Below are 13,523 nucleotides of genomic sequence, written 5' to 3'. Positions count from 1 at the left end.
GACCGGATCAAGTGCATGAACGCGCGCTAGCTCCTGAGTGATGGCATTGTAATCAATGACGAAACCATCCCCACTCCATGAAATGCCCAGCAGCGAGGTATAATTCTGCAAACGCGTCTGCAACAACAGGCCTCTATAAACCGACTCGACCAAAGCATCATAAGCTTTGTTGATCTGGTCAATCTGAAAGCTTTGCAAGCTCAGATTTTCTTCAGTTATATATATTGTTCCCATCAGCAAAGCGCCAACCGTGCGATGCCCCCCGGCACTGTTCCCGGAACTGGCTGACAAGAATACTTTCTTGTTATCACCCTCACCTTCCTCTCGGGAAGAAAAACTGAAATACTCAATACCCGTAAATGCTTCCAGTATCTTTATCTTTTCAAGAGCATTTTGCTGAGCAAGCTGTGTAGCAGTAGGCTCTCGAGAAGGGGGAGGTGTATTATTCCCACCATTATCACTGGCTATAAAAATGGACGAGGGCTTTTCCCACGAGTAACTGAATTTTACCTGATAAAAACCGGTCCCCAGGTCCTCGACTCGCTCATCAAAGGAATCCATGGTGCTCGTCCCAGCCCATGCCCCCAGCAAACGATCTACCAACGCCAACTGCGCTTGACGAGTAGTAGCGGATGAATACTCAGACAAAGCCTGCTTTAAAGAACTGCTGAGCATGCTGGCTTCACGAAGATCACGCACAGTGCCTGAGCCCTGCATATCGGCCAGTTTTCTTGCCTCTTCATCCAACGCTATCTTGTCGGGAAACTCTCTATAAAACGTATTTTGGGCGAAATCAATGGTACCTACGATACCTTGGGTTTCCACTCCTGTCTGGGCATCGATACGCGTATAAGAGCCCAGATTGGATATGATATTTCCGTTATTGGCAGAGCCGTGTACTGCACCTGTCACATTGATTGACGTAACGCCCAGAGCTGCCAACGTCTTTAATTCATTCGACTGGGAAATACCATCCTGATTATGATCTTGCCAGACCTTGACCGAAGCAAAAGCGGCATCCTGCTGATCAAAGATGCCGTCTTCGTTATCATCAAGATCCGCAATAGCTTCAAACCCGTTTGAAGCGGTTTTACCATTCCTCAATACAGTATTAACACCAAACAATTCAGAACCATTGTCTATGGTGCCATTTTTATTTTTGTCGAGTACCAGCAGTGCATCATCCGCGCTGACCCAACCCGTTCCAAGCTTATGCCCATCTCCATCGTGGTCAAAAACGATTCCTTTATCTCGCGAAACTGTCTCGACACCATCGCCATCAAGATCCAACACCAAAGGATCGATATATGAATATGCGTCAGAGAAGTACTTCTGAACGGTGTCATAGATAAATCCACCCAGTGACCTGCCAAATTCATCTAAGCCAAGGTCGTCCCACATCCATTCAAAAACAGAGGCGATAGGCTCATCCAAACCCGAATACTTCATCAGGCCCGCAACGTTTTGAAGCAAGGCTTCTGTCAGATTCCCCATGTACTCGCTGAAGGTATCCCCTCCTATTTGCACATAGTCACCATCAAGCCCCAAGGGTGGAGGAAGCATATCTCCAATAGTCCCAGCCCAGTTCCAGCGCTGAAGATTCAGATCTGAAACAGCAGATTGCACATCAGCATCAATAATATCCTGTAACGGTGGAATACCATTTTGCCCAATGACATCATTAAGAACATTATTCGCCAGCGCATCAGATGCAATTTGAAAATCGGCATCCGATAAAGACCTGCCATCGGCAGCGGCGGCAAAACGTACCGATCCACGAACCATGTCACTGTAAAAACTACCATCATTCTGATTGATGGACTGAGCAGCAGAAAGCCAGTTTGATATTTTCCCCAGCTCAACCGCATTTTGCCCACCGGGATCGGATGCCACCTGCTGATCTACAATAGTTTTAAGATAGGCATACGCACCGGGATAATTACCCTGAGCTTGCAAACTACCTAACGTGGAGACTTGGCCTGGATTAAGATTTACAATACTCATGACGTCCCTCTCAGTGAATGCCCATAGATTCAAGTAATTTCAACAGCTTTTCATTCAGCGACTCAAAATCATCGCGAGCAATATCGAACTGATACAAAAGCTCAATACCCCCTTTCAAAATTCGATTGCCTTCATAGGTACTCAGGCCGCGAGTCACGTATACAACTTCACCGCTCTTATCGATAAATGTATAAACCACACGGCCGCGAACCTCGTATTTCGAGCGTCCCTCGTTGATTGAAACAGGCTCAAAACCGCGCAAACCAATTTGCGAGCGCGCAACCGGTATCTCGACACGACGAATACGTACAATGACCTGATTACTCCTAGCCTTCCCAGGAGCAACGATACTCATGTCCTCGGTATTAACGCCAAACGTCACAACACCCGAAGAAGTAGACTTCAATATGTCACACGTCGCCGAGGAAACACTAAACTCCATTCGAGCAACGTCACAGCGACCATCATAGGATTGAGAGGTCTCTGGAAACGAAAATACGACCAATAAGAAACAACAGTAAAACAGCAATAAAGAACTCTTCAAACTGCTCATCCTTGCTATTGGCCACATAAAACTTTCTTCTACCGCTCCCTCAAACTTTCCTGTGCATGCTGCTGCAACGGACTCAGGAAATACTCAATCACCCGCCGCTTGTTCGTCTTCACTTCCGCCGTCACCGCCATACCCGGCGACAACTTGATATCTGTCCCATTGATATTCAGCGTGTCGCTGTTGAGGCGGATCTTGCTGCTGTAGATCAAGCCGCGTTTTTCGTCTTCGATGGCGTCACTGGAGACGCTGATGACTTCGCCTTCGATGGTGCCGTACTTGGTGAAGGTGAAGGTTTCGACTTTGACGGTGACGGGCTGGCCGGCGCGGACGAAGCCGACGTCCTTGTTTTCCAGCATGGCTTCCACTTCCACGGGCTGGCCATCGGGGACGAGGATCATCAGGGGTTGTGCGGGGGTGACGACGCCGCCGACGGTGTGGACGTTCAGTTGCTGAACGGTGCCGTCCACCGGGGCTTCGAGGGTGGTGAGGTCTTCCTGATAGCGGGCTTTGGTGAGGTCCTGGCTGAAGGCCGCGATTTTCTGGTCGGCCTGTTGCAGCAGGTCGAGCATGGCGCGGCGGGTCTGGGCCACGACGCCTTCGCGGCGGCGTTCGGCTTCCTGGCGGGCGGCGGTGGATTGCAGCACGCTGGCTTGCTGGACGCTGAGCTGGCGTTCGAGGTCGAGACGGGCCTGCTCCTTTTCCAGGTAGGCATGGCGTGCGATGTATTGTTTTTGCAGGAGGCTTTCGTAATCGTTGGCCAGTTTGGTGGCGATGGGCAGGGTTTTCTGCAAGCTCGCGACCTGGATACGAGCGGCCTGGATATCGGCCTGGCGTTGCTGGATCTCGGCTTCGACCAAGTCCAGGCTGCTGCGGTATTCCTGGTATTGGCCTTGCAGCCAGCGCTCGGCGGCCAGCACGTGTTCGGGGTCGGCTTCGGGGATGGTGCCCGTCAGGTCCCGAGGCGGTTTGCGCTGGTTGATGGAGTCGAGCATGGCGGCAGCACGGGCGCTGTCGATGCGGGCTGCCAACAGGTCGCTGCGTACGCGGCCGACATCGGCATCGGCGGCGGTGGAGTCCAGCTCCAGCAGCAACTGGCCAGCCTTGACCGATTGCCCGTCACGCACATGAATCGCCTTGACTACCGCCGTCTCACTGGACTGGATGGTTTTGGTCTTGCCGCTGGGGATGACCTTGCCGCTGGCGGTGGCCACTACATCGATCCGGCCCAGGCAGGCCCAGAGCAATGCCAGTGTGGCAAAGGCCATGATCGCCCACATGAAGATCCGCGGTGCGGGGTGGCTGGGTTTGTCCTGCAACTCAAGGGCTGCGGGCAGGAATTGCACTTCATGGGCCAGACGCTTGGGCGCATCCATTTCATGGCGGCGACGCCAGGACTGGCGCCAGACCCGGCGATAACGTTGCAGCAGTCCGTTTGATTCGGCGTTAGACATGACCGCCTCCTTGCTGCAGGCGATGCAGACGTGAGTAATGGCCAGCCTGATGCGTCAGCAGTTCGGCGTGAGTACCTTGTTCGACGATCTGTCCGCGATCAACGACCACGATACGGTTGGCATCGCGCACCGCCGACAACCGGTGAGCAATGATGATGACGGTGCGGCCTTTACAGATGGCCTGCATGTTCTGCTGGACGATGCGTTCGGACTCATAGTCCAGCGCACTGGTGGCCTCGTCGAAAATCAGGATGCGCGGGTTGCCCATCAAGGCGCGGGCAATGGCGATGCGTTGGCGCTGGCCCCCCGAAAGCGAGGCACCGTGTTCGCCGACCATGGTGTCGTAGCCTTCCGGCAGTTCCAGGATGAAATCATGGGCACCGGCCAGTCTGGCCATTTGCATGACGGTTTCCAGCGGCGCACCGGCATCGCTCAGGGCGATGTTTTCGCGGATGCTGCGGTTGAACAGCATGTTGTCCTGCAACACCACACCGATTTGTCGACGCAGCGAGGACACGTCAGCCAGCGCCAGGTCCATGCCGTCCACCAGCACGCGACCACGCTCGGGTACATAAAGCCGCTGCAACAGGCGTGTCAGGGTGCTTTTGCCGGAGCCGGAGCGCCCCACCACGCCAATCACCTGACCCGGTGCGATGGTGAGGTTGATGCCGCGCAGGATTTCCGAACCGTCAGGGCGATAGCGGAAATGAACCTGATCGAACTCGATGCGGCCCTTGATGGGCGGCAAGGCGCTGCGAGTGGCCTGGGAAAGTTCGTTACGAGTGTTAAGGATGTCGCCCAAGCGCTGAACAGAGACACCAGTCTGCTGGAAGTTGGTCCACAGTTGCGCCAGACGCATGATCGGCTGGGCCACGCGCCCGGCCAGCATATTGAAGGCAATCAACTGGCCGACCGAAAGCTGGCCGTCGATCACCAATCGGGCGCCGAACCACAAGGTCGCGACGGTTACCAGCTTGCCGATCAGGGAGACGCTTTCGTTGGCAATGGTGGACAGGTTCTGGGTCTTGAAACCGGCCGCGACATAGCCTGCGAGCTGGTTGTCCCACTTGCGGATGGCCTGGGGCTCCACGGCCATGGACTTGAGGGTATCGATGCCGTTGACGGTTTCCACCAGAAACGCCTGGTTCTCGGCGCCGCGAGCAAAGCTGTCATTGAGGCGCTTACGCAGCACCGGGGTAATCAGCACCGACACCAGCACATACAAGGGCAGCGACAGCAAGACGATCAAGGTCAGCCAGCCGCTGTAGTAGAACATCACGGCGATGAAGACCACCGAGAACAGCACATCCAGCAGCAGGGTGATGGCGTTGCCGGTCAGGAAGTTGCGGATGTTTTCCAGCTCACGAACCCGCGCCACGGAATCCCCCACGCGACGCGCCTGAAAGTACGACAGCGGCAAGGTAATCAGGTGACGAAACAGTTTCGAGCCGAGTTCCACATCAATGCGGCTGGCGGTATGGGCGAAGACATAAGTGCGCAAGCCCGACAGCGCCGACTCGAACAGCATGACGCCAGCCAGACCGATGGCAATCACGTCGAGCGTCGTCAGGCCGTGATGCACCAGCACCTTGTCCATCACCACCTGAAAGAACAGCGGCGTGATCAGGGAGAAAATCTGCAGGACGAAGGACACCAGCATCACTTCACCCAGCAACTTGCGATATTTGACGATGGCCGGGATGAACCAGGTGAAATCGAAACGGGAGGACTCGCCCGGTGTGCCGGCTTCCGAGCGGATCAGCACCAACTGGCCGGTCCAGCGTTCCTGCAAGGCCTCGAAGGTAATGACTTCAGGACGCTGGGCGAGAGGGTCATGGATCAGCGCCTTGCCTTGGTCCAGACGCGCGATGATAAAGAAGCCGCCGTTGTTATCCGCCGCGATGGCAGGCAGTGGCGTGCGGTCCAGACGCTCTGTGCTGGTTTTGGCAACCTTGGCCTTGAGGCCTAGCTTGCGGGCGGCCAGCAGCAGGCTTTCCAGGGGCAGATTCTGGTCGGGGCTGCCGAACTCATGGGCGAGTTGATCAGGCGAAGCCGCCACCTGATGAAAGCGGGCAAGCATGACCAGCGAGGCCAGGCCAGTGTCGAGGCGCGGGGCGCTTTCGGGCACCGCAGTGCCCATTCCTGAATCGTTCATAGCGCTTCCCTGCCGACATGCCACTTGGATGGGCAAATCTGATCAAGTTGTTAAACAGTAGCAATAAGCCACTGTGACGAGTATCACACTTTTTGAAACTAATGTATCGACATCGTTACTTTTGAGCTACGCACCCTCAAAAACCTCGCTCAAAGCCCTGGCGGCAGAAAATCCCGGGCCGGGTCATAGTCCTGTTTCAGGTACAAAGCGAGCGCCTTGAGGTCATCGGGGCTGAGTGTGCCAGCCGCCTGTTTAAGCCTGAGATTGTCGAGAATGTAGTCATAGCGGGCATCGTTGTAGTCACGGACTGCCGCGTACAACTGGCGCTGGGCATTGAGCACGTCAGCAATATTGCGCGAGCCGACATCCACACCGACCTGGTTGGCTTCCACGGACTTCTGGCCAGACACGATGCTTTGCCGGCGGGCCGTGATCTGCTCTATCCCGGCGTTGATACCGCGAAAGGCATTGCGCGTGTTCAACACCACTTCGCGGCGGCGGTCTTCCTGTTCGTCCTGGCTCTGATAAAGGCGCTCGGTGGACTCCTTGATCTGGGAGTTGGTCATCCCGCCCGAATAAAGGGGAATGCTGAGCTCAATGCCGATGCTGCTTTGTGCAACCTTGTCGCGATAACCGTTACTGCCAAAATCGGTAGGGTTGCTGTAGCCAAAACTGTCGTTGTCGCCCTTGCGATAGGAGGCCACGGCATCGATGGTCGGCGCATGCCCGGCCTTGCGTTGATTGAGCGTCTGCTCGGCGGCAGTGACCGCATGTTCGCTGGCTTGCAGCTCCAGGTTCTGCCGCACGGCGGTATCCACCCAGGCGCGGGCATCATTAGGAACAGGCGCTTCGACCGGCAGTTGATGGCCCATGCCGGCAATCGAGGTGTAAGTGTGTTTGGTCAGGCGCTCCAGTGCCTCATAGGCATCGTCCACTCTTCGCTGGACCTGCTGACGGTTGGCGCGGGCATTGTCATAGGCAGCCTGAGCGTCATACACGTCGGTGATGCTAGAAGCACCGTCTTCCAGACGACCCTGAGCCTGATCGCGCTGGCGCAACAGTGCAGCCTCTTCAGCCTGGGCAGCGGCAAAACCGTCCAGTTGGCGCAGGGTTTCAAAGTAGGCTTGAGCAGCCGTCAGCACCAGAGTCTGCTCTTGAGCGGAAAGCGTCAGTTCGGCCTGGCTCACGCTCGACTGTGCTGCTTTCAACTGGAACCAGCGATCGATACGGAACAACGGCTGGTTGAGGTTGGCACGAAAGGTCGTGCCGCTGCGCTCGCGATTCAGCGAGGGCTCATCCCGCTCCAGACGGGTTACTTCAGACGTCGCCCCGGCGGTCAGATTCGGAAGCAGTCCTGCCCTCGCCTGCGGAACCGCTTCGCGCTGGGCCTTGTAGGCATGGCGTGCAGCCGACAATTGCGCATCGTTGACTGCTGCGGCCTGATAAACACCTAGCAGATCCGCATGTTGCCCAGACAAATCACGTGATAAAGCCGAGCCGCTGTATGCACAGGCGCAGCACAGGATGACAAGGCCAAGAGAAAATGAGGGATTCATCTACGTTCCATGCAAGAAAGGAATTCCTGAGCGTCATTTAATTGGCTCGCCATGGGTTCGGCGTAAAAAGGAAAAGCTTTAGGTCGTAAAAACGGTATTTTTTAAAGAAGGCATCCATGCCCTCTTCCCTCCACAAAAAACTCTCGAAACACCTCAGTCTTTGTTTTTCACGTTCACATTTGGGCGCTAAGCTTGGGCCATGGATGACTCAGACTATTTACGCCTGCTCACGAGCCAGGCCGAACAAGCCAACTCCTTCCTTTCCAATGCGCGAAAGTGGGAGCGCGAGCGTTGGGTTTGTCAGCGGCTGCTGCAAGGCCTGAATATTTCCCATCGCCACGAAGACTTCCTGCCTGCGGGTCAGGAGCCTCCTGACGTGCTGTTTCGGGATGCCTGCTTCGAGGTGTTCTTTGTTCTGGATGAAGGACGACGCCTCAATGATGAGTGGCGTGAGGAGCTGGAACGACGACGTAGCGCGTTCTCGCTGAGCCAGTTGGTACGACGGGAGGCCAAGCCCAAACGTATTCCGGCGTCAGAGCTACTGCGAAGGCTGGCGCCTACACTGCGCAAGAAAGCCAGTAATTACCGTGAGCGCGGCCTGAATCTGGGCGAGCTGGATATCATCGCTTTTGCCAGCCTCAAACGCGAAGTGCTGGACCTCAACAGCCACTTTCCACCACCGACTGAATACCTGCGCCAGGGCTGGCGCTCGTTGTCGCTGGTAGGCCCGACCTTCGCCCGAGTATTGTTTGCCCATCCAGATGCTCCGGATTTTCTGCGAACCAACCTGGGACGCAGTGTCGTCTTCGATGTTGGAATCAGTTTATGAGCCCCCTGCAAGAACTGCTGGCCGATGTGCCTCAACAAGGCCTGGTGCGCTGGATCGGCGTGCGTCCGCAGTCACGCCTCGACATGATCGAGCTGCAAGCCGTGGAAGCTCGTCGCGAAGCAGGATTGACCGGGGATCACTCGCGTCCCGGCCCCCGTAATGCTCGGCAGGTCACGCTGATTCAGTGGGAACATCTGGCGGTGGTCAGTTCACTGCTGGGTCGCCCTGTGGATAACCCCATCGTGCCGCAGGACCTGCGCCGCAACCTGGTCATCAGCGGCATCAACCTGTTCAGCCTCAAGGGCCGACGCTTCAGGGTCGGTCAGGCGATCCTGGAAACCACCGGCTGGTGCCAGCCCTGCGCCCGGCTTGAGCAACGCCTGGGGCATGGAACCTTCCAGGCTGTACGTGGCCATGGCGGAATTACTGCCCGAGTGATACAAAGTGGAATCATCCGACTGGACGATATGCTGCGAGTAGAACCCTTGGATCTGCCCGCGGTATAACGTACTGACAGCAGGCAACGTCTGCGAGAGGCAAAAATGAGCAGCCGTCTGAACCCGGACGACCAAAGACGTGTCCAACACTACCTCAACGCCCCCCAGCATCAAGTCGAGCGCAGGCCTTTTCGGCCATGGCTGCTCCTTGTTCTGGTGCTTGCCGTGGTCATCGGTCTGGGTCTGTTGAGCCGTTTACTGAGCTATCTGACGCTATGAGCAGCCTGGCGCTCGCGAAGATCGAGCTCTCACCCCCGAATTCCTTAAACCTTCCGAGTAATCCTTATGACTCATCGTATTGTCATCGTTGGCGGCGGCGCTGGCGGTCTGGAACTGGCGACCCGCCTGGGTAAAACCCTGGGCAAGAAAGGCACAGCCAGCGTGACGCTGGTAGACGCCAATCTGACTCACATCTGGAAACCCCTGTTGCACGAGGTTGCCGCCGGTTCGCTCAACTCTTATGAGGATGAGCTGAACTACGTGGCGCAGGCCAAGTGGAACAACTTCCAGTTTCAACTCGGGCGCATGACCGGGCTGGATCGTGAAAGCCGCCAGATTCACCTGGCCGCCACGCTGGACGAGAACGGCGCAGAACTGGTTCCGGCACGCAGCCTGGGTTACGACTCGCTGGTGCTGGCCGTGGGCAGTACCACCAATGATTTCGGCACCAAGGGCGCAGCCGAGCACTGCCTGTTCCTGGACAGTCGCAAACAGGCAGAACGCTTCCACCAGCAACTGCTCAACCACTACCTGCGCGCTCACGCAGGACAAGCCGACAGCGCTCAGGAAATCACCGTGGCCATCGTCGGCGCTGGCGCAACCGGTGTGGAACTGGCGGCAGAACTGCACAACGCCGCCCATGAGCTGGCGTCTTACGGACTGGGCCAGATCAAACCGGAAAACCTGCGAATCACAGTGATCGAAGCCGGCCCACGGGTGCTGCCCGCCTTGCCTGAGCGCATTGGTGCGCCGGTACATAAAACCCTGGAGAAGCTGGGCGTTACGGTTCTGACCAATGCATCAGTCAGCGAAGTGACTGCCGAAGGCCTGATCACGGCCAGCGGCCAGGTCATTCCGGCGGTCTTGAAGGTGTGGGCAGCGGGCATTCGGGCACCGGCTTTCCTGCATGAACTCGACGGGCTGGAAAGCAATCGCATCAACCAGTTGCAAGTGCTGCCGACTCTGCAAACCACGCGAGATGAAAACATCTTTGCCTTTGGCGACTGCGCTGCCTGTCCGCAAAAAGGCACCGACCGCAACGTTCCACCCCGCGCCCAGGCCGCTCATCAACAGGCGTCGTTGCTGGTCAAATCGCTGCGTCTGCGGATCGAGGGCAAGGAACTGCCGGAATACACCTACAAGGATTACGGCTCCCTGATCTCCCTGTCGAGCTTCTCGGCTGTGGGTAACCTGATGGGGAATCTGATGGGCAGCGTGATGCTTGAAGGCTGGCTGGCGCGGATGTTCTATATCTCGTTGTACCGCATGCACCAGATGGCGCTATATGGCACTTTCCGTACCTTGATGTTGATGCTCGGGAGCAAGATTGGTAAAGGGACCGAGCCAAGGATGAAGTTGCACTAAGCGTAAGCTGTAAGCTGTAAGCTGTAAGCTGTAAGCTGTAAGCTGTAAGCTGTAAGCTGTAAGCTGTAAGCTGTAAGCTGTAAAGTTTAAATAGGCGCCTGGAGGTTCAGGCGCTTATTTCGTACTTTTTCATTTTCGAATACAGTGTCGGGCGACTTATTCCCAACGCCAGAGCGGCTTTGGAGACGTTGAAGTTCATGGCTTGCAGTGCAAGAAAAATGGCTTGTTTTTCGGCATCGTGCATCAAGGGCTGATCAAAGTCAGGGCGTATCGCCTGATGGGAAACAGCAGATTGCCTGACAAGCTCATTGACTTCATTAATATACTCTTCCTCGGACCTGAAGCGCCGGGGAGCATTGACAAGTTTCCGAACCACCCGCTTCAACTGTGAAATGTTTTCTTTCCAGTCCTGCTTTTTCAGAAGTTTGCAAAGACGAGCGGGAATAGCTGATCTTTTACCCTGCGTACTTTCCTCATTCCAGAAAAAGCTCGCATACAGCTCCACATCTTTTGGCCTTTTGCGCAAAGGTGGCAGCTCAAGATTATGACGACTCAATATCCCGAGCAGTTTTGGATGCAGCCTCTGCTCGTGAAGTACCACGTCCATCGCATCGGTTGTGGCCATGACAATCTTGAGCCCGGATGTTTTTCCATATGCTTTCAGGGCTTGAACAAGGTACAACTGTGTTGATACGGGAAGCACATCCACGCCATCAATAAACAAGGTTCGGTTATAGGCATCCTGAAGAATATCGGGATGAAATTCCCACCTGCCGGTTTGATCATCCGCGATGACATACGACAGGACCTTTTCCTTGAAATCCGAAACAGACAACCCAGGGCAGTCGATGACCAGCATGCCTTTTTGGGTGCTTTCATCCACACCATGAATCGCTTGTGCAAAGGTGCTCTTTCCGGTGCCCGGCTCCCCAGAGATCAACACGACTTCGCTCAACCCGGCATAGTGCTTCGCAATATCCAGTGCGCTCAGAAAGAGCGTGGACGCTCCCACCAATGTATCGAACCCGATGCCTGACTCCCTCCTCAGACCTGGATCGGGAAGCGTGGGCGCTGTAGAAAACCTTCTGAATATATTTACAACGGAAACAATTCTGCCGTCATCATCTGCAATGGGTATGGCGGTATCCACCAGCGGAATTTCGTCTTCACCCCGCAGAATGACAACCTTCTTGTTTACATAACCACGCTTCTGCTTGAAGACATCCCCAATGACAGGCTCAAACCCGAGAAGATCGCGAAACTGGCGTTTCGCATCGTCTATCTTGAGAATCTTCTTCCCGGCGTCATTTATGTATTTGAGGAAACCGGACTGATCGAGGACAAGCAAGCCGTCTTCAATCAGCCCGCTCACGGCATCTCGCTCGCGAATGGACTGCCTGAGAAATATTGAAAACTTGTTGAGCAGAATATTTTGCCCAAAGAAGTGAACACCGATGCGGCCGACTACCGACAGGATACTTTCATCGACTGGCGCCCTGCCGTCTTTCTTGATGGAAACGACAAAAAACATATCGACTTGATCAGGCAATATCTTCCAGTACAGCAAATGCGCATGACTCTTGTCTGAGGGCAATACCCCTGAGCGCTCTTTCAGGTCTTGAGGCAGTACACTCGGAATATAAACCAGGCCACGAGACGCAACAACACTACTGTTATGATCGTAAATGGCGAGCGAGAAATTGTACTCGCCAACAACAGGAACCAACACATCCCACACCAGGTTCAGCTCATAATCAAAATCACAAGGCTCGCCGTGGTGCGATGCCCTCATTCCATTGATGCCCACTTCATAGCCTGCCATGTAGATTATCGCTCTCTTTCTACCATAAAATCACACTGGCCTGCAGGCCCGCTCAAATTCGGTTAATCCTTTACCGTTCAAGCACTGTGAAGATATGACCACACTCACATAAATGTAAAGTTTTTTTACAACAAATCAAAAACGCCCTCACCCCGATCTCTAAGAATAGAATCTTTTGTTATTTGCAAAGCATTTAAACGACTGATAGTTTACCGACCATATTGTGGAATCTCCATACGCTGAACTTACCCGGCAGTATCAAGGGATATCTCGTTTCCCACCGTGGAGTTATTTCATGCTAGAAGCCAAAGAATTATATAAATTTTTTGGAGAGAAAATGGTATTGGACGGCGTCTCCATTTCACTTGAAAAAGGAAAGGTTCTGGCACTTTGCGGCCCCAGTGGCTGTGGAAAAAGTACTTTACTGCGGATCTTGAGCGGACTTGAGCCGTCCACTCGTGGTGCGGTTCTTCTTGGCGATACTCCCATCAACCGTGAAGCCTTGCGCAAGCCTGAAGTGCGTGGCCGTATTGGCTTTGTTTTCCAGCGTCCGGCGCTTTACCCCAATATGCGAGTGATGGAAAACATCACGCTGGCCTTGCGTAAAGTCAGGCAACTGTCTCATCAGGACGCGCAAGAGAAGGCTTATGAAGCCCTTGGCAAAGTTCGCCTTACCGACAAAAGCAGGGCCTGGCCCGCTACGTTGTCCGGTGGCCAGGCTCAGCGCGCATCCATAGCCCGCGCGCTGGCGCTTGAGCCGGATGTACTGCTGCTGGATGAGCCCACTTCTGCTCTGGACCCGGAACTTGTCCATGAAGTGCTTGAAGTCATGCGCGGTCTGGCCCGCGGCGGGACAACGATGGCCGTGGCAACCCATGAGCTTGCCTTTGCCCGGGAAGTCGCTCATGAAGTGGCCTTTTTCGACCAGGGCAAAAACCTCGAAACACAACCTGCCGAGGACTTTTTCAGAAGCCCGCAAACGGATCGGGCCGCTCGGTTTATCGAAAGTATCCTACATCGCTAATAACGTATTAATAAAAACTCTCCGCCATACCGTTACAACACACTGACC

11 protein-coding genes are annotated in these 13,523 nt (G+C 55.0%); 5 read left to right on the top strand and 6 right to left on the bottom strand.

Annotation, left to right across the window (positions count from 1 at the left end; translation table 11 throughout):
* Window positions 1-1,601 precede the first annotated feature (1,601 nt).
* From JL015_RS13200 to JL015_RS13180, 5 genes are all read right to left on the bottom strand, one after another.
* On the bottom strand, window positions 1,602-1,868 hold the full coding sequence (locus JL015_RS13200) for a hypothetical protein (protein WP_201018752.1): 267 nt from the start codon (window positions 1,866-1,868) through the stop codon (window positions 1,602-1,604).
* Window positions 1,869-2,014: 146 nt separating this feature from the next.
* Window positions 2,015-2,359 carry a hypothetical protein gene (locus JL015_RS13195; RefSeq protein WP_201018751.1) on the bottom strand — a complete coding sequence of 115 codons (345 nt, stop codon included), beginning with the start codon at window positions 2,357-2,359 and terminating at the stop codon, window positions 2,015-2,017.
* A 227-nt stretch (window positions 2,360-2,586) separates the two neighbouring features.
* Window positions 2,587-4,008, bottom strand: coding sequence for an HlyD family type I secretion periplasmic adaptor subunit (locus JL015_RS13190; protein ID WP_201018750.1), 1,422 nt, complete (start codon window positions 4,006-4,008; stop codon window positions 2,587-2,589).
* Entirely contained in the window at window positions 4,001-6,163 is a 2,163-nt protein-coding gene (locus JL015_RS13185) for a type I secretion system permease/ATPase (RefSeq protein WP_307726267.1), read from the bottom strand. Before JL015_RS13185 ends, JL015_RS13190 begins: the two co-directional genes overlap by 8 nt.
* 149 nt (window positions 6,164-6,312) lie before the next feature.
* Window positions 6,313-7,719 carry a TolC family outer membrane protein gene (locus JL015_RS13180; RefSeq protein ID WP_201006288.1) on the bottom strand — a complete coding sequence of 469 codons (1,407 nt, stop codon included), beginning with the start codon at window positions 7,717-7,719 and terminating at the stop codon, window positions 6,313-6,315.
* A 199-nt stretch (window positions 7,720-7,918) separates the two neighbouring features.
* Between JL015_RS13180 and JL015_RS13175 the strand changes: the two genes are divergently transcribed.
* The 4 genes from JL015_RS13175 (at window position 7,919) to JL015_RS13160 (ending at window position 10,629) form a co-directional block, all read left to right on the top strand.
* Entirely contained in the window at window positions 7,919-8,548 is a 630-nt protein-coding gene (locus tag JL015_RS13175; RefSeq protein WP_201006290.1) for a DUF1780 domain-containing protein, read from the top strand.
* Window positions 8,545-9,054, top strand: coding sequence for an MOSC domain-containing protein (locus JL015_RS13170; RefSeq protein ID WP_201006292.1), 510 nt, complete (start codon window positions 8,545-8,547; stop codon window positions 9,052-9,054). The genes JL015_RS13175 and JL015_RS13170 overlap by 4 nt, the downstream gene beginning before the upstream one ends.
* A 36-nt stretch (window positions 9,055-9,090) precedes the next feature.
* Window positions 9,091-9,264 (top strand): DUF3094 family protein, encoded by a 174-nt coding sequence (locus JL015_RS13165; protein WP_201006294.1) that lies wholly within the window; start codon window positions 9,091-9,093, stop codon window positions 9,262-9,264.
* A gap of 66 nt (window positions 9,265-9,330) precedes the next feature.
* Entirely contained in the window at window positions 9,331-10,629 is a 1,299-nt protein-coding gene (locus JL015_RS13160; RefSeq protein ID WP_201018749.1) for an NAD(P)/FAD-dependent oxidoreductase, read from the top strand.
* A 106-nt stretch (window positions 10,630-10,735) separates the two neighbouring features.
* Here JL015_RS13160 and JL015_RS13155 read toward each other — a convergent pair whose 3' ends face one another.
* Window positions 10,736-12,451 carry a sigma 54-interacting transcriptional regulator gene (locus tag JL015_RS13155; protein ID WP_201018748.1) on the bottom strand — a complete coding sequence of 572 codons (1,716 nt, stop codon included), beginning with the start codon at window positions 12,449-12,451 and terminating at the stop codon, window positions 10,736-10,738.
* A gap of 223 nt (window positions 12,452-12,674) precedes the next feature.
* Between JL015_RS13155 and JL015_RS13150 the strand changes: the two genes are divergently transcribed.
* On the top strand, window positions 12,675-13,475 hold the full coding sequence (locus JL015_RS13150; RefSeq protein WP_201018747.1) for an amino acid ABC transporter ATP-binding protein: 801 nt from the start codon (window positions 12,675-12,677) through the stop codon (window positions 13,473-13,475).
* Window positions 13,476-13,523: the final 48 nt, after the last annotated feature.

It is taken from the genome of Pseudomonas cichorii (assembly GCF_015471405.1).
GTDB classification, from domain to species: Bacteria; Pseudomonadota; Gammaproteobacteria; order Pseudomonadales; family Pseudomonadaceae; genus Aquipseudomonas; species Aquipseudomonas serbiensis.
The sequence above is the reverse complement of the archived record's forward strand: the minus strand, read 5'-3'. Positions and strand labels throughout refer to the sequence as shown.